The sequence below is a fragment of the Marinomonas spartinae genome, assembly GCF_900089775.1.
Taxonomy (GTDB): domain Bacteria; phylum Pseudomonadota; class Gammaproteobacteria; order Pseudomonadales; family Marinomonadaceae; genus Marinomonas; species Marinomonas spartinae.
Map to the genome: position 1 here is coordinate 706,585 of NZ_FLOB01000001.1, position 15,986 is coordinate 722,570.

A 15,986-nucleotide genomic window follows, 5' to 3' on the forward strand; every position below is an offset into this window, starting at 1 on the left:
CCTTGTACCGCGGGCTTTTTACTTTTTAGCGACGAGTTTTATGGAAGTGAAAACGAGTCAGATCAGTCGATATCGTATTCCATAATTAATGGCGCGTGATCGGAGAAACGCTGTCCTTTGTAGACGCTGCCTCCTTGGATAATATTGCGTAGCCCTGGTGTGGTGATCTGGTAGTCAAGTCGACCGCCTTCATCCAATTTCCAAGCGCGCTCATAATCAGGCCACCAAGTGTACTGTTTATCTTGTTTGTTTACCTGGCGGAAGGCATCAATGTATTCATGTTCATTGAATATTTCGTTGATCCATTTACGCTCTTCTGGCAAAAAGCCAGAGTTACGTTGATTGACAAACCAGCTACTGACATCGATTGGGGAGCGCGCAACATTGGCTGTCCCGCAAAAAATAAATTCGCGTCGCTTACGGCGTGTTTTTATCAAGTGGTTTTTAAAGCCTTCCATAAAGCGATATTTATGTTCTTGTAGTGCATCTTCATGGTTTGATCCATGAGGGGTTAAGAACGTACCAATACTCACTTTATCAAAGTCTGCTTGAATAAAGCGGCCTTCAAAGTCACATTCAGGAAAGCCCATGCCGGTCATAATGGCCTTAGGCATGGTTTTGCAATAAATCGCAACACCTGCTTGATCTGGATTCTCGATGGAATCAAAGAAGTAAGTATTAAATTCTGGAGGAAAGAAAACGCTGTCATTGAGACTTCGTTCATCTGCCTGCACATCTTGCAGGCAAACAACGTCAGGATTCTGACGAACCATCCATTCAAAAAAGCCGCGGTCGGCTGCTTGTCTTATACCGTTTACATTAAGGCTGATGACCTTCATTTCTGGTCCCTACAATTCCTAGCCGTGTGTTATATTAGCACCTATCCAAAGTTGGCATGGCTTCGCTCGTTCTTGGCGGCGCTTTGTTATGTATTCAATCAATCTGGAGTCGGTATGAAACCTTACCAAAGAGACTTTATTGAATTCGCCATTGAGCAAAATGTTTTGCGCTTTGGCGAGTTTACCCTTAAATCTGGCCGCGTTAGTCCTTACTTTTTTAATGCAGGCTTGTTTGACTCTGGTCAAGCGCTGGCTAAGTTAGGACGCTTCTACGCTGCCGCGTTAATGGAAGCTAATGTTCCATTTGATGTTCTATTTGGGCCCGCTTACAAAGGGATTCCCCTCGCGACAACCACGGCAGTGGCTCTGTATGACCATCATAATGTGGACACACCATACGTCTTCAACCGTAAAGAAGCAAAAGATCACGGTGAAGGTGGTTCACTTGTTGGCGCTGAACTTGCTGGTAATGTCATGATTATCGATGACGTTATTACTGCCGGAACAGCTATTCGCGAAGTGATGACCATCATTAAAGAAGCCAATGCAACGCCTGCCGGTGTTCTGATTGCTTTAGATCGTCAAGAGCGTGGTCAAGGCGAGCTATCCGCAATCCAAGAAGTCGAACGGGACTTCCAAATGCCTGTTATCAGTATCGTGTCGCTTAATGACATCATGACATATCTAGCAGAGCAGGATTCCCCAAGCTTTACTAAACACCTTGATGCGGTCAAAGCGTACCGAGATCAATACGGTATCTAACCATCAATGAGGATCTTGTTTGTAAGATCCTCTCCTTTTACTTTAGCGATGCCCTTTATTTTAGCGATTTAGCATCAAATTTTGTGCCAATGTGGACCACTGTTCCGTCCATACGTTGGTTGGTTTAACTTTAAAGTCGCTGCGTACATAGTGGCGGATCTTGCCTTCTATTATGGCGATCAAAAGATCGGCACAGGGTGCGACGCCCATGGCTGGGCGTAGACCTTGTTTTAAGTCCGCTTCGCGCATCACTTGCTTTAGCTGCGTTTCGATGCGTTCAAATAATTGTGCGATGCGAATACGCAGGCGATCCGTTTCGCCAGCGAGTACGTCAGCCGTTAACAGGCGGCACATGCCAGGGTTATGTTCTGCAAAGCCAAGCGTCAGTGTCAGTATCATCTCGATACGAGTTAATACATCAGCTTCTCCTTGAACAATGCGGTGTATACGAGTAAACAATGATTCTTCAATGAACTCGATCAAACCCTCAAACATTTTGGCTTTACTAGGAAAGTGGCGATAGAGCGCTGCTTCCGAGACTCCAACTTGTTTTGCCAAGGCTGCAGTAGTTATGCGGGCACCTGGGCTACTTTCAAGCATCTGTGCCAGAGCTTGAAGTATTTGCGTGCGTCGATCACTTTTTTTTGTGCTCATCTGACCGTCCAGTATCAAACCCATTATTGTCGTTGAGTGCCTCTAATTGGGAAGGGTTAACTTGTACGTTGCTTACTCTTCGTCTTTCTTCACATTAGAGATCAGTGTACCTACCCCTCTGTCTGTGAGTATTTCTAACAGTACAGCATGAGGGACGCGACCATCATTGATGATCGCGCTGGTAACGCCTGCATTGACTGCAGACAAGGCGCAACTGATCTTAGGCAACATACCACCGTAGATTGTTCCATCGGCAATGAGAGCATCAACTTGAGCGGTACTTAGGCCCGTGAGTACATTGCCGTTCTTGTCTTGTACACCAGAGATGTTGGTCAGCAGCATAAGTTTCTCTGCACCAACTGCTTCTGCGACTTTCCCTGCCACTAAATCGGCATTGATGTTGTAAGAGTTGCCTTCAGCATCCACACCAATTGGTGCGATAACCGGAATCAGGTCACTGTTTTCCAGAACTTTTAACACACTGATATCAATGCTGGCGACTTCACCGACATGACCAATGTCGATCGGTTCTGGTGCGCTCATCCCTTCGGCTTGATGTTTTACAAACAGTTTTTTCGCCTTAATAAAGTGGCTGTCCTTACCGGTTAAGCCGATGGCTTTTCCACCTGCTTGAGAGATCATACTGACAATGTCTTTATTGACTTGTCCGCCTAATACCATTTCAACCACATCCATAGTGGCCGAATCGGTGACACGCATACCATTGATGAATTTTGATTCGATATTAAGTTTTTGCAGCATCTCACCAATTTGTGGGCCACCGCCATGAACCACAATTGGATTAATACCGATGGCTTTCATTAATACAATATCACGAGCGAAGCCGGCTTTGAGCTTTTCATCTGTCATGGCATTGCCACCGTATTTTATAACGAGGGTTTTGCCTGCAAAACGCTGAATATAAGGCAGTGATTCACTTAGTATATTAGCGACGTCTAAAGCGGATTCTCGCGAAAAAGCCACGTGTAACTTACTCCTGTCAGAAAAAGAGCCTAAGGCTCTTACGATCATCAAAATAGGGCGTGTATTTGTAAAGTGATTTGCTCCTTAAGGCTCAAGGTGAGTGTAAGCAACCACTTATGCGTAAAATAATAACGTGAACTTGACAGATTAACTATAGATTTTATCGGAAAATAATCCGCAAAATGACTTATGAAACTAATTTTCACAATAGGGGGAGGGAGATAGGTGAAGGAAAATGTCTAGATAAGACATATAGATGAATTTTGTTCACCCATATGTCTCTTTTCGATTAACAGGACTGATGTTGTAGCGGCTTATTTGGTACCTGTATGACCAAAGCCGCCTTCGCCTCGTTCGGTTTTTTCGAATTCAGTGACAATGTTAAATTCTGCTTGAACAACGGGTAATAACACCATTTGGGCAACTCGTTCACCAGGTTCAATCGTAAAGGTAGTATTACCCCGATTCCAGCAAGAGACCATCAATTCACCTTGGTAGTCAGAGTCGATCAAGCCGACTAAATTACCCAGCACAATGCCATGTTTATGGCCAAGACCAGAGCGAGGTAGAATGGTTGCGGCGAGGTTTGGATCCTGAATGTAAATAGATAACCCTGTTGGAAGCAATGTTGTTTCACCAGGAGCAAGCTCGACTGCTTTGTCTAGGCAAGCGCGAAGGTCAAGACCTGCAGAACCTTCAGTGGCGTAGGTTGGCATAGGGATATCTTTGCCAATTTTGTCGCTCAGAATTTTTAATTGAATAGGGTGTTTCATAAAAGTTCACTTACTGTTTAAAAGAATGGTTAACAAGTTTTGTGGTAATGACTACCTATGTAATCTACCAGAGAGACGGCTAAATCCGCTTTTGCGGCCTTTTCTGGCTGCCATGTTGTGTCTTTGGTAATCACGGTGACTTGGTTTTCGTCACTGTTAAAGCCTATATCTGTGCGAGACACATCATTGGCGATGATCATGTCTAATCCCTTGCGAGCCAGTTTGTCTTTAGCGTAATCCATGACATTTTGTGTTTCTGCTGCGAAGCCAATAATGCAGCGAGCAAGCTGTTTGCTGGCGAGAGTAGCAATAATGTCTGGATTTTTGACCAGAGTGAGAGTTAATTCATCACTGTTGGTTTGTTTTTTCATTTTCTGATCACAGGCGGCTTTCATTTTAAAGTCCGCTACGGCGGCAGCGCCAATAAAGACATCAGCCTGTAGTGTCATGACTGTCTCACAGGCAGCAAGCATCTCATCGGCACTTTTTACCGGTATGATATGCACGTCATTAGGTACGCTGATTTTTACTGGGCCGCTTATCAAAGTGACGTTTGCGCCACGGGCCTGTGCGGCGGCGGCTAGAGCATAGCCCATTTTACCTGAGCTGTGGTTGCTAATATAGCGAACAGGGTCAATGGCCTCCATGGTGGGGCCTGCCGTAATCACCCAATGCTGTCCTGCTAAGTCTTGAAGCATATTTGTGTTTTCAAAATGACTGATAACGGCCTGGGCAATATCCTGTGGTTCACTCATGCGGCCAGGGCCAATATCACCACATGCCTGTGTCCCCTCGGCTGGACCAATACTGAGTACACCGCGCTCAGCTAATAAAGAGGCGTTGGCTTGGGTGGCAGGATGACGCCACATGGCTTGGTTCATGGCTGGGGCTAATAAAACAGGCGCTTGTGTTGCTAGACAGAGTGTAGTCAGTAAATCGTTTGCCATGCCCTGTGCGTAGCGAGCCATAAAGTCGGCTGATGCTGGAGCAATGATAATAAGGTCAGCCCATTTTGCGAGCTCAATATGTCCCATGCCCGCTTCGGCATTGGGGTCTAAGAGGGTGCTACGAACAGGGTTTCCCGATACCGCTTGTAATGTCATCTCGGTAACGAAGGCTTTAGCGCCCTCGGTCAGCACTACTTGAACATCCGCACCCGCTTTACTAAGCAAACGTATAAGTTCGATGCTCTTATAAGCAGCAATGCCGCCAGTGATACCCAGTAGAATGCGTTTTTGATGGATAGACGACATAAAAAACTTCTCAATTTAAGCCATGGCCGATAAGGTAATAATAAGGTGAGGCATCGTAATTGAGGTTGGTTATTTTATTTGACCAACCTAGTACAGAGTAAACCTCAGCCTTTCTAGTATAATCGCAGTAGCGCAAGATTATCATGGATCAAGGAGGAGATCATGAGTATTAAGCATTGGCCTGAGCAAGAAAGACCTAGAGAAAAACTGATTCATCAAGGTGCGGGCGCATTGAGTGATTCCGAGTTGTTGGCAATTTTTCTGCGTACAGGTACGCAAGGTTTGAGTGCCGTAGAGTTGGCTCGGCAAGTATTGAGTCACTTTGGTGGGTTACGTTCGTTGATGTCGGCCAGTCGCGAGGAATTCTGTAAAGGGCTAGGGTTGGGTGATGCAAAATTCACTCAGTTACAAGCAGTACTAGAAATGTCGAAGCGACATTTGCACGAGCAACTTGTGCGTGAAACCGTGTTTACCAGTGCAGAGCATGTTCGTACCTACTTGTCTTCTCAACTGCGTTATTCCCAGCGGGAAGTCTTCGCGGTGCTATTTTTAGACTCACAGCATCGTTTAATCCGTTATCAAGAGCTTTTTATGGGCACTATTGATGCCGCTGCTGTGTACCCACGGGAAGTGGTCAAGGCCGCTCTGCAATATAACGCCGCTGCTGTTATCCTCGCCCATAATCATCCAAGTGGTGTGGCAGAGCCTAGTCAAGCTGATATTAATATAACGGGGCGAATCAAACGGGCATTAGAGCTTGTTGATGTGCGTATGTTAGATCACTTTGTGGTGGGAGACAGTGCACCTGTATCACTAGCTGAGAGAGGGCTTTTGTAGATTCATGGTAAAAATGATAAGAGCGTCCTAGATCGTGATCTAGGGCGCTCTTTAACTATATTGTACTTAATATTCCAGCTTTCATTATCTAGACAGCGAGGCTAAGATGAAAGTTCGAACTATTTTTTTTAGTTGGTTGATGTTGTTGTTTGGAGGATCTTCTGCTTGGGCTGATGGTTATGTTGGTGTGCAAAGTCTGGACATATTTTCATCATTAAGAGGGAAAAATTTAGCGGTAACTATCTGGTATCCAAGTGGTAAAAATGGACAGCAGGTTCAGGTTGGTAACACTCAAATTTTTAAAGGGGTACCTGCCATTGAGAAAGCGTTACCTATTAAAGGAAGTCATCCGCTTGTTGTTCTATCTCATGGTTCAGGATCCAACATTCAAAGTATGGCTTGGCTGGCAACAAGTCTCGCGAAAGCGGGATTTATTGTCGCTGGCCCCAATCATCCAAGGACAACAACAGGCGATTCAACCCCTGAAGATACGCCCAAATTGTGGGAGCGTACTCATGACCTTTCGACATTGATAAGTTTCCTTACTTCAGATGACAGGTGGCGTGAGTATGTCGATGTGAATCGCATTGGAGTCATTGGTTTTTCATTAGGAGGGGCGGCGGCTATGGAAATAGCTGGGGCAAGGGCAGATCTTGATGACTACGTGCATTATTGTGAAAAATTTCCAACTATGGCGGATTGCCATTGGTTTGTTTCTGGTCAGGCTTATATTGATGGACGACCTGTGAAAGTTGATGCTTTTGACTTAAGACTGGTTAATCGTGCGCTGTTTGAGCAGTCAAACCGAGATGCACGTATAAAATCGGCAGTGCTTGTAGATCCTTCTGTTGCTCAGGCTTTTAATAAACAGAGTATAGAAGGTATCCACATTCCTATGACGTTTATTAATCTGGGTCGTCCAGAGACTGTACCTGTCTCAGTTGCTGCCAAGGCTCTTGCTAAAGAGGCGCCTCAAGGAACAATCGTAAATGTGAATGATGCCGTGCATTTTAGCTTTTTACCTGAATGTCAAAATAACGCTAAGGCATTTTTAAAGAAAATAGGAGAAGTCGATCCCCTTTGTGAGGACGGTGGGGCCCGTACGCGCTCAGATATTCATGCAGAGCTCAAGAGGTTAATAGAAAAGGCTCTTGTTCAAACGTTGCAGTAAAGGTGTGCTATACGGCAATTGATCATTTTTTTAACAAAAAAGAATTGCTCAATGGCGCCGCTTATGGGAAAATGCGCGCCGCTATATCCTCGGTACGGGATTTTTTTGATTCATAAGGAATCATGCTCCGCCTGAGGAAGTGAAAGCACACTTCCAATAATTTTCTGGATAGCAAAAGGTATTTAATTATGTCTCGCGTATGTCAAGTTACTGGGAAACGTCCTGTTACAGGTAATAACGTTTCTCACTCAAAGCGTCGTACTAAGCGTCGTTTTCTTCCAAACCTTCACTGGCACCGTTTTTGGGTCGAAGGTGAGAACCGCTACATCCGTTTACGTGTCTCTTCTAAAGGTATGCGTATTATCGATAAAAAAGGCATCGAATCAGTTCTTGCTGACCTTCGTGCTAACGGCGAAAAAGTATAAGGATCTGAATCATGGCTTCTAAAGGCGCTCGCGATCTTATTCGCATGGTATCTTCCGCTGGTACTGGTCACTTTTACACAACTGACAAGAACAAGCGTAATACTCCAGACAAACTAGAAATGAAAAAGTTTGATCCTGTTGTACGTAAGCATGTTATGTACAAAGAAGCGAAAATTAAATAATTTTCGATCTTTGTCAAAAGGAACCGACTCAGCGAGTCGGTTTTTTTGTATTCGATGTTCGGTATTGAAAAATTCTTTCCTAAAATAAAGAGTTTTGTCTAAAGGGTTAGTATAATCGCTTCTTTTTAATCGTTTGTGGGATTTTATTCATGCCTGAGTTGCCAGAGGTAGAAACAACGCTACGAGGCATCGAACCGCATCTTGTTAATCAGACAGTGGCTAAGATTGATATTCGTCAGCCAAAGCTGCGCTGGCCAATCACGCCTGAATTAACGGAGCAAATGCAAGGCCAAACCATAACCCACTTGTCTAGGCGAGGAAAATACATTGGCATTCATACCGCCAAGGGAACCTTAATTATTCATTTGGGCATGTCTGGTAGCTTGTATTTTGTGCCAGCCAATACCCCACCCTTGTTTCATGATCATGTGGATTTTTGTTTTGAGGGGGAGGCGAATTGGCTGCGTTATACCGATCCTCGACGTTTTGGCGCCATCTTGTGGACGGCAAATGATTGGCTACAGCATGAACTGTTGAGCCATTTAGGACCAGAGCCTCTGTCACCAGACTTTCACGTGGATTATCTACATGAAAAGGCAAAGGGCCGTAAAGTCGCCATTAAAACCTTCATTATGGACAGTAAAGTGGTCGTGGGAGTTGGCAATATTTACGCTAACGAAGCCCTGTTTATGGCGGGCATTCGTCCTACTCGTATGGCGAGCAAAATCAGTAAAGCTCGCTTAGCTTATTTCGTTGAGTGCATTAAAATGGTGCTTGCCTCGGCAATTAAGCAAGGTGGTACCACATTGCGAGACTTTGTCGGTGGTGATGGTAAGCCAGGCTACTTTAAGCAGGATTTGGCTGTGTATGGTCGAGCCGGTAAGCCTTGTCGTCAATGTGGTGGTGAGTTGAAAGAAATTCGTCAAGGCCAGCGCAGTACCGTGTATTGCCCAGGTTGCCAAACCTGACTAAATAGATAAGATCGGCATGTTTATTGCTCGCTTTAGTCGATTTTATTCGTCTATAGTATTTGATTAATGAATAAAAAATGTAGTGCTAAGAAAAGTCGATCAAAAAACAGTCTGCTTTGATTGTTTTTTGATTGCGATGTGAGTTGAATCAGTTTATTTTTGACCGGCTAGACAGTTTAAGTCTGTTACGAAAAAGTCCTCTTGTCTCAGCATGTGGATAAAAGCTTGTTAATTGAGGCAAGCATCGAATGTGAATGGTGAAATCTATTGACGAGATGCTTAACAAAGTACGAGCTTTTATATCATGCTCTAAAGGGCTTGCAGAGAAAAAATGACTCTGGATTGTGATGTTTCAAAGGTACTTATGTTCCTTCAGCGTCGCGTCTTAATGGAAAGTTTCTCTGAAAGCCTAGGATGACTTGCTCGTATCTTCCTTAAATGTCGATGCTACAATTAAAAAACCATAAGAGGAATTGGAATGAAAGGTGTCTTTCTTGCGTCTGTAACCGCATTGGCAATGTCTGCAACGTTAGCTCATGCCGCAACTGATAAGCCGGCGGTTGTTTACGATCAAGCTGGTAAATACGATAAGTCTTTCAATGAAGGTGTTTACAACGGCGTTCTAAAATACGAGAAAGACACGGGCCAGAAAATACGTGAGTTTGAGCCGAAAAACGAAGCGCAAGTTGAACAAGGTTTGCGTCGTTTGGCACAACGTGGTTACTCTCCAATTATTGCCGTAGGCTACAGTATGTCTGCTGCGACAGAAAAAGTGGCCAAAGACTTTCCTAATATCCACTTTAGCATCATTGATAGCGTGATTAAGCTGCCAAATGTGCAATCGATCGTTTTTAAAGAGCAAGAAGGCTCTTTCTTAGTCGGTGCATTGGCTGCGATGAAGTCTAAAACGAATACGGTTGGCTTTATTGGTGCGATTGATGTTCCGCTGATTCGTAAGTTTAGCTGTGGCTACAAACAGGGTGTGAAATACATTGCGCCAAAAGATAAAGTGATTGTTAACTTTGTTGGTTCCACGGGAGCGGCTTTTAGTAACCCAACTCAAGGTTCTGAGTTAGCCAAAAGTCAATTTTCCCAAGGTGCGGACGTGATCTTTGCCGCCGCCGGTGGTACCGGTATTGGTGTTTACCAAGCCGCTGCTGACGCTGGTAAGTATGCAATTGGTGTAGATTCAGACCAAAACTACCTTCATCCAGGTGTAATGCTGACTTCTATGGTTAAACGTGTTGATCAGGCGGCTTATAATGTATACAAAAGTGCAGCAGCTGGCGGCTGGAAGCCAGGCGTGGTTACCCTTGGACTTGCGGATAACGGTGTGACTTGGGCATTAGACAAGTACAACCAAAAACTGATTACTCCTGAGATGAAAGCGAAAATGAAAGCGATCCGTAAGGACATCATTGATGGTAAAATCAAAGTACATGACTACTCTGTAGACAACAGCTGTAATATGTAAGAGACACACAATCAAACAGCGACTTATTGGTATGAGTCGCTGTTTTTTTGTATTTGATGTTTTTTTGTTTTTGCTCTTTTGATCAATAGATTTGTCTAGGATCTATTTTACATGAATGGTCATCCTTTCGATTACCCGTATGCGGTATGAGAGGGAGAGTACGAACAAGTGTTCTTGTCTCGATAATGGCACCTGCATTTCCTTAATAGTCTGATTGATGCAGGACGCCGTGTATGAATAAAACATGCTTCCTAATCCGCTGGGTTAGGTGGGTTGATGCATTTGATTTTTCTCATATTGAAGAGGAGTTGAATGTATTTGCTGCCCCAATACAACATAGACGAATCATTATTTAGTTATGATAAATACAACTATTCCATACGCAATAGAATTGCGTGATATAAGCAAGCGCTTTGGTGCTGTTCAGGCCAATAAAGACATTTGCTTGCAAGTACCTAAGGGAAGTATTCACGGTATCATCGGTGAAAATGGGGCAGGAAAATCCACTTTGATGAGTATCATTTATGGCTTTTATGAGGCAGATACAGGCCATATTGAAGTGGATGGCGAAATCGTCAACATTCGCACTTCTCAAGATGCGATAAAAGCGGGCATCGGTATGGTTCACCAACACTTTATGCTAGTGGAAAATTTTACCGTACTGGAAAACGTCATGTTAGGTGCCGAAGGAGGTGCCTTATTACGAAAAGGGGTCAGTAAAGCGCGTACTGAGTTAAAGCGATTGGCCTCCCAGTATAGTTTGGATATTGATGTCGATGCGATAGTGGAAGAGCTTCCCGTTGGCCTACAACAACGCGTGGAAATTTTGAAAGCCCTATATCGTGGCGCGCGAATTTTGATCCTCGATGAACCTACAGGGGTACTGACCCCCCAGGAAGCTGATCATCTGTTTCGTATTTTGCACTCGTTGAAAGAAAAGGGTGTGACTGTTTTATTGATCACCCATAAGTTACGCGAAATTTTGGCCTCGACTGACAATGTTTCTGTTATGCGTCAAGGCGAAATGGTTGCTCATCGAGAAACATCGAAAACTAATAAAGAAGAACTGGCTGAATTGATGGTCGGTAAAAAAGTTCGTTTGACGGTTAATAAAGAGGAAGCTGAGCCGGGTAAGGTTGTGTTATCGGCTAAACATCTTTCTCAGTTTGACAGCCAAGGCGTAAAGCGCTTGAAAGATGTCAGCTTAGAGTTGCGTGCTGGTGAGATTCTGGGGATTGCGGGCGTCTCTGGAAACGGTCAGAGTGAGCTCTTGAATGTGTTGTCCGGTATTACGGTTATGAGCGAAGGCGAAATTCATTTCGCAGGTGATGTCATATCTGCCACTGTACCAAAAACGGCGGCACAAGTGCGCGATATGGGAATGGCTCATGTGCCAGAAGATCGTCATAAGATGGGGTTGGTAACAGGGTTTGAGGCCTATGAGTCAGCTGTATTAGGCTACCATAATTCGCCTGTTTACAATGGTAAGTTTCTTATGAATCGCAAGGTCATGTTGGATGAATGCAGTACGCGCATGGCGGCATGGGATGTTCGTCCACCCAATCCATACCTGAAAACGGCTAATTTTTCAGGTGGTAATCAGCAAAAGATTGTGATTGCCCGTGAAGTAGAACAAAACCCAGATGTGTTGCTGATTGGTCAGCCAACACGCGGCGTTGACATTGGTGCAATTGAAAATATTCATGAGCAAATTGTTAGTTTAAGAGACGCAGGTAAAGCGATTTTATTAGTCTCGGTAGAGTTGGATGAAATTATGGCATTGAGTGATCGCATCCTCGTGATGTTTGATGGTGCGGTGGTTGGCGAGCTGGATGCAAAAGATGCTAACGAACGCGTTCTTGGTTTGATGATGGCAAATTCTTATAGTGATGACCCACGAGGAGAGCCAGCATGAATCAGGCAAAAGTCCCAGTGTGGGTCAACATTGCATTGATCCCATTGTTAAACATTACCTTGGCATTTGTGATTTCCGGTTTGGTGATTTATGCCATTGGTCAAAATCCAATTGAAGCCGCTGGCTACATGATTTACGGTGCTTTTGGTTACAGTGAAGGGATTGGCTACACCTTATATTACGCAACAAACTTTATTTTTACTGGGTTGGCTGTATGCGTGGCCTTTAAAGCTGGGTTGTTTAATATCGGTGGTGAAGGTCAAGCCTATATTGGTGGCTTAGGCGTTGGTTTAGTGTGTCTTGCATTGGATCACACTATGCCATTTATTGTGATTGCGCCCCTAGCGATTATTGGAGCAGCGGTATTTGGGGCCGCTTGGGCCTATGTGCCTGCTTATCTCCAAGCTCGTCGTGGTAGCCATATTGTTATTACTACGATCATGTTCAACTTTATTGCGTCGTCTTTGATGGTTTATCTCATGGTGAACTGGTTAAAAGGGACGCAAAATATGTCTTTAAACAGTCGCACGTTTGAGCACAGTGCTTGGATGCCTTATTTGCATACGCTGTTGAGCCCATTGGGAATTGATATTGGTGACTCTCCGGTCAACCTTTCGTTTTTTTGGGCCTTGTTGTGCTGTTTTGGGGTATGGCTATTAGTTTGGCATACTCGCTGGGGATATCAGTTGCGTACCTTAGGAACAAATCCTACCGCTGCAAAATACGCTGGTATTGATACCGCAAAAGTCACGATTTGGGTAATGATGGTATCGGGCGCGCTAGCAGGGTTTGTTGGTTTAAATGAAATAATGGGGGTCAACCACAGTTTGCTGCTGAATTTTGCGGCGGGTTATGGCTTTACTGGGATTGCGGTCGCATTGATGGGACGTAATCACCCTATTGGTATTTTCCTTGCGGCGATCTTGTTCGGCGCTTTATATCAAGGTGGCGCAGAGGTGTCGTTTGATATGCCGCAAATTACGCCGGACATTGTCGTAGTGGTTCAAGGTTTGGTTATTTTGTTTTCTGGTGCTTTGGAGCACATGTTTAAAGATCGCATAGAAGGCTTCTTTATTCGCAGAGCCGCAGCAGCACAGGAGAAATAAAATGTACGATACGCTTATTCAAATGTTGGACGCTACTGTGCGTGTTTCTGCACCACTCATTTTGGCGGCTTTGGCGGGGCTTTTTTCTGAGCGAGCAGGGATTGTTGATATCAGCTTGGAAGGGAAAATCCTCGGTAGTGCATTCGCGGCGGCGGCGGCTTCTGCCGTGTTTGGTTCTGCTTGGATTGGTTTGGTTTTTGGTATCATCGCATCCGTTGCTTTGGCTTTGATACACGGTTTTGCCTGTATTACCCATCGTGGTGATCATATTGTCTCGGGGGTGGCGATTAACACGATTGTTGCTGGGATGACGGTAACCCTTGGTTTGCATTGGTTTCATTTGGGAGGGCAAACACCTGCTCTGTCAGGTGATCAGCGCTTCTTAGCTATTACCTTGCCATTCGCTCATGCGATGCAGGATGTCCCTGTTATTGGGCAGATATATTCGAACCTGATTAGTGGTCATAATATTTTAGTGTATTTGGCTTTCATCATGGTGCCGGTGACGTATTGGATTGTCTATAAAACGCGATTTGGGTTACGTCTTCGTGCTGTTGGGGAAAACCCCCACGCGGTTGATACGGCAGGTATTTCGGTAACTTGGTTACGCTATCGAGCAGTGATGGTGTGTGGTGTTTTGTGTGGAGTAGCCGGTGCGTATTTGTCGACAGCGCACAATGCGGGTTTCTTGAAAAATATGAGTGCAGGCCAGGGATATATGGCACTGGCGGCATTGATATTTGGTAAATGGCGACCTGTTCCTGTGATGTTTGCTTGTTTGCTATTTGGCTTTTTGAATGCGGTGGCAGTACGTTTACAAGGTGTGATTATTCCTGGTCTTGGAGAAGTGCCAGTACAGGCAATTGAATCGCTACCTTATGTATTAACCATATTGCTATTGGCGGGTTTTATCGGGAAAGCTGTTGGGCCAAAAGCGGTGGGTCGTCCTTATGTTAAAGAGCGAGCCTAACGGCGGGATGGGAACGATGGAAAATTCAGAGCTTTTTGAGCTAGCAAAAAAATCGATGGATAAGGCTTATGTGCCTTACTCCCATTTCCATGTTGGTGCGGCAATTTTGACCATGAGTGGTAAGTATTACTCAGGTTGCAATGTAGAGAATGCAGCTTATCCAGAGGGAACCTGTGCCGAAGCAGGAGCTATTGCGGCCATGGTTCGTGGTGGTGATACTCAAATTAAAGACATTTATATAATGGGGAAAGGAGACATGTTAGTGACTCCTTGTGGTGGTTGTCGGCAGAAAATTCGTGAGTTTGCTACTGAGCAAACGAGAATCCATGTTTGTAACCCAACACAAGTACAGAAAACCCTTACTATGGATGAGTTACTGCCTTTGTCATTTGGTCCAGAGAACCTTGCCAAATAATAAGGGTGACTGATTCGGTCTTTAGTTTGTCTCTGTTAAATAAAAAAACCACGCTTAAAAGCGTGGTTTTTTTTATGCTCTGAAGACGTTTATAGCGCGGTTTCATTTGGGCGCTTGGCGGACAACCAGCGAGCAAGTAAAGGTCCAATAATCAATACTAAGAGGAAGCGTAAAATTTGCATTGTCATGACGAAGGCGACATCGGCATTGGTGGCGGCGGCAATAATAGCGACGGAATCGGCTCCACCTGGGCTAGTAGCCAGAAAAGCTGTGAGCGGATCTATATCGGCAAAATACACCAATAAAACAGCAAAGCAGCCATTGAGAAATAATAACGCTAATATAGAGCCTAATACATAGGGAAAGACTTTAGCGGCATGGCGCACGACTTCTGGTGAAAATCGAAAGCCAATCCCCCAGCCCAATATGCCATAGCTAATGGTGAGATACCAAGTGGGTAATACAATGGTTAGTAGCCCGGTCGCTTTCAGTAATACACCTAAAGCAATCGAAATGAGTAAAGGGCCACCAGGCAAGCGCAGCTTCACTCCGATATAAGAGGCAATGCCAATGAGTAACAAGGTGAGCCCAAAGCCTTGCCATGAGCTGACTAAGAGCCAATTGCTGGCTGCATGATTGGACGTTGAGCTGACATTATAGATATGTGCGACAACGGATGCTGCAACTACACAACAGGCCACTCGTAAATATTGCATCATGGCAACCAATCGAATATCGGCACCATACGCCTCACACATGAGGGTCATCGCCCCAGCGGCACCGGGAGAAGAGCCCCAGATAGCCGTGGTGCCGGGCAGTAATCCGGTGCGGCTTAGTAGCCAGCCGAGAAAACTCGATGCGACAACAGTGGATAAGGTGCCAAGTAAAAAAACAGGCCAGTCTTTGGCAACTTCAGTGTAGAGGTTTAGAGGTAGATGAGAGGCAATCATGACGCCTAGTGAACCTTGCGCCAATAGGAAGAAAGGTCTATAGAGCTTTAACCTTGCTCCTCTTATGGTGATGATAATCGCGGCGATCATTGGGCCAAGTAGCAGCGCGGCAGGTAAGTGGAACCATTCTAAGAAGCCACCGATGACGCTGGAAAGGGCAAATAACAGAATAAAAGACTGATATTTGGGTTTGTTTTCTGGCTCGCAGTGTGGTTTGTTGGTCGTCATGAGGCTGATTTTTCGGTCCATGAATAAGAGGGTTTTCAGAACATTGATTCTGGAGCATACCTGAAATATTGGCGAAA

Annotated in this window: 17 protein-coding genes; 11 read left to right on the top strand and 6 right to left on the bottom strand. The window is 44.8% G+C overall.

The features are described from left to right. Positions 1–62: 62 nt before the first annotated feature. Entirely contained in the window at positions 63–839 is a 777-nt protein-coding gene (locus MSP8886_RS03165) for an exodeoxyribonuclease III (RefSeq protein ID WP_067012572.1), read from the bottom strand. A gap of 114 nt (positions 840–953) precedes the next feature. Here MSP8886_RS03165 and pyrE point away from each other — a divergent pair, with 114 nt between their 5' ends. Then, positions 954–1,601: an orotate phosphoribosyltransferase gene (pyrE, locus tag MSP8886_RS03170; protein WP_067012574.1), complete on the top strand. Its 648-nt coding sequence runs from the start codon at positions 954–956 to the stop codon at positions 1,599–1,601. A gap of 60 nt (positions 1,602–1,661) precedes the next feature. Here pyrE and slmA read toward each other — a convergent pair whose 3' ends face one another. The 4 genes from slmA to coaBC form a co-directional block, all read right to left on the bottom strand. Then, positions 1,662–2,255 carry a nucleoid occlusion factor SlmA gene (slmA, locus tag MSP8886_RS03175; protein WP_067013016.1) on the bottom strand — a complete coding sequence of 198 codons (594 nt, stop codon included), beginning with the start codon at positions 2,253–2,255 and terminating at the stop codon, positions 1,662–1,664. A 72-nt stretch (positions 2,256–2,327) separates the two neighbouring features. Continuing rightward, positions 2,328–3,239, bottom strand: a complete 912-nt coding sequence (gene argB / locus MSP8886_RS03180; RefSeq protein ID WP_139063076.1) for an acetylglutamate kinase — start codon at positions 3,237–3,239, stop codon at positions 2,328–2,330. A gap of 314 nt (positions 3,240–3,553) precedes the next feature. Next, the gene (gene dut, locus MSP8886_RS03185) at positions 3,554–4,012 is read right to left on the bottom strand and encodes a dUTP diphosphatase (protein ID WP_067012578.1); all 459 of its coding nucleotides are present in this window, start codon (positions 4,010–4,012) and stop codon (positions 3,554–3,556) included. Between the two features lie 29 nt (positions 4,013–4,041). Continuing rightward, positions 4,042–5,265: a bifunctional phosphopantothenoylcysteine decarboxylase/phosphopantothenate--cysteine ligase CoaBC gene (gene coaBC / locus MSP8886_RS03190; RefSeq protein WP_067012580.1), complete on the bottom strand. Its 1,224-nt coding sequence runs from the start codon at positions 5,263–5,265 to the stop codon at positions 4,042–4,044. 162 nt (positions 5,266–5,427) lie between these two features. On the opposite strand from coaBC, the gene radC reads away from it, so the two are divergent. From radC to MSP8886_RS03240, 10 genes are all read left to right on the top strand, one after another. Further along, on the top strand, positions 5,428–6,102 hold the full coding sequence (gene radC, locus MSP8886_RS03195) for a RadC family protein (protein ID WP_067012582.1): 675 nt from the start codon (positions 5,428–5,430) through the stop codon (positions 6,100–6,102). Between the two features lie 106 nt (positions 6,103–6,208). After that, entirely contained in the window at positions 6,209–7,273 is a 1,065-nt protein-coding gene (locus MSP8886_RS03200; protein ID WP_067012584.1) for an alpha/beta hydrolase family protein, read from the top strand. Between the two features lie 188 nt (positions 7,274–7,461). Continuing rightward, complete coding sequence (gene rpmB, locus MSP8886_RS03205; protein WP_067012586.1) at positions 7,462–7,698, top strand: 50S ribosomal protein L28; 237 nt, start codon at positions 7,462–7,464, stop codon at positions 7,696–7,698. Positions 7,699–7,709: 11 nt separating this feature from the next. Next, positions 7,710–7,880: a 50S ribosomal protein L33 gene (rpmG, locus tag MSP8886_RS03210; protein WP_011978459.1), complete on the top strand. Its 171-nt coding sequence runs from the start codon at positions 7,710–7,712 to the stop codon at positions 7,878–7,880. 149 nt (positions 7,881–8,029) lie between these two features. Continuing rightward, positions 8,030–8,848 (top strand): bifunctional DNA-formamidopyrimidine glycosylase/DNA-(apurinic or apyrimidinic site) lyase, encoded by an 819-nt coding sequence (gene mutM / locus MSP8886_RS03215; protein WP_067012588.1) that lies wholly within the window; start codon positions 8,030–8,032, stop codon positions 8,846–8,848. 481 nt (positions 8,849–9,329) lie between these two features. Beyond that, a complete protein-coding gene (locus MSP8886_RS03220) occupies positions 9,330–10,325 on the top strand; it encodes a BMP family lipoprotein (protein WP_067012590.1) in 996 nt (331 codons plus the stop codon). A 358-nt stretch (positions 10,326–10,683) separates the two neighbouring features. Then, the gene (locus tag MSP8886_RS03225; protein ID WP_067012592.1) at positions 10,684–12,240 is read left to right on the top strand and encodes an ABC transporter ATP-binding protein; all 1,557 of its coding nucleotides are present in this window, start codon (positions 10,684–10,686) and stop codon (positions 12,238–12,240) included. Beyond that, positions 12,237–13,346 (top strand): ABC transporter permease, encoded by a 1,110-nt coding sequence (locus MSP8886_RS03230; protein ID WP_067012594.1) that lies wholly within the window; start codon positions 12,237–12,239, stop codon positions 13,344–13,346. The genes MSP8886_RS03225 and MSP8886_RS03230 overlap by 4 nt, the downstream gene beginning before the upstream one ends. A gap of 1 nt (position 13,347) precedes the next feature. Then, entirely contained in the window at positions 13,348–14,316 is a 969-nt protein-coding gene (locus tag MSP8886_RS03235) for an ABC transporter permease (RefSeq protein WP_067012595.1), read from the top strand. A gap of 16 nt (positions 14,317–14,332) precedes the next feature. Next, the gene (locus MSP8886_RS03240; protein WP_067012597.1) at positions 14,333–14,731 is read left to right on the top strand and encodes a cytidine deaminase; all 399 of its coding nucleotides are present in this window, start codon (positions 14,333–14,335) and stop codon (positions 14,729–14,731) included. An 89-nt stretch (positions 14,732–14,820) separates the two neighbouring features. On the opposite strand, the gene MSP8886_RS03245 is transcribed toward MSP8886_RS03240, so the two are convergent. Beyond that, positions 14,821–15,909, bottom strand: a complete 1,089-nt coding sequence (locus MSP8886_RS03245) for an AbrB family transcriptional regulator (RefSeq protein WP_067012598.1) — start codon at positions 15,907–15,909, stop codon at positions 14,821–14,823. Positions 15,910–15,986: the final 77 nt, after the last annotated feature.

Coding starts and splice junctions, on each gene's coding strand:
- rpmB (WP_067012586.1), top strand. CDS start 7,462: ATGTCTCGCGTATGTCAAGTTACTGGGAAACGTCCTGTTACAGGTAAT.
- MSP8886_RS03200 (WP_067012584.1), top strand. CDS start 6,209: ATGAAAGTTCGAACTATTTTTTTTAGTTGGTTGATGTTGTTGTTTGGA.
- MSP8886_RS03230 (WP_067012594.1), top strand. CDS start 12,237: ATGAATCAGGCAAAAGTCCCAGTGTGGGTCAACATTGCATTGATCCCA.
- MSP8886_RS03225 (WP_067012592.1), top strand. CDS start 10,684: ATGATAAATACAACTATTCCATACGCAATAGAATTGCGTGATATAAGC.
- MSP8886_RS03235 (WP_067012595.1), top strand. CDS start 13,348: ATGTACGATACGCTTATTCAAATGTTGGACGCTACTGTGCGTGTTTCT.
- MSP8886_RS03220 (WP_067012590.1), top strand. CDS start 9,330: ATGAAAGGTGTCTTTCTTGCGTCTGTAACCGCATTGGCAATGTCTGCA.
- coaBC (WP_067012580.1), bottom strand. CDS start 5,265: ATGTCGTCTATCCATCAAAAACGCATTCTACTGGGTATCACTGGCGGC.
- rpmG (WP_011978459.1), top strand. CDS start 7,710: ATGGCTTCTAAAGGCGCTCGCGATCTTATTCGCATGGTATCTTCCGCT.
- MSP8886_RS03240 (WP_067012597.1), top strand. CDS start 14,333: ATGGAAAATTCAGAGCTTTTTGAGCTAGCAAAAAAATCGATGGATAAG.
- pyrE (WP_067012574.1), top strand. CDS start 954: ATGAAACCTTACCAAAGAGACTTTATTGAATTCGCCATTGAGCAAAAT.
- MSP8886_RS03245 (WP_067012598.1), bottom strand. CDS start 15,909: ATGACGACCAACAAACCACACTGCGAGCCAGAAAACAAACCCAAATAT.
- mutM (WP_067012588.1), top strand. CDS start 8,030: ATGCCTGAGTTGCCAGAGGTAGAAACAACGCTACGAGGCATCGAACCG.
- MSP8886_RS03165 (WP_067012572.1), bottom strand. CDS start 839: ATGAAGGTCATCAGCCTTAATGTAAACGGTATAAGACAAGCAGCCGAC.
- radC (WP_067012582.1), top strand. CDS start 5,428: ATGAGTATTAAGCATTGGCCTGAGCAAGAAAGACCTAGAGAAAAACTG.
- dut (WP_067012578.1), bottom strand. CDS start 4,012: ATGAAACACCCTATTCAATTAAAAATTCTGAGCGACAAAATTGGCAAA.
- slmA (WP_067013016.1), bottom strand. CDS start 2,255: ATGAGCACAAAAAAAAGTGATCGACGCACGCAAATACTTCAAGCTCTG.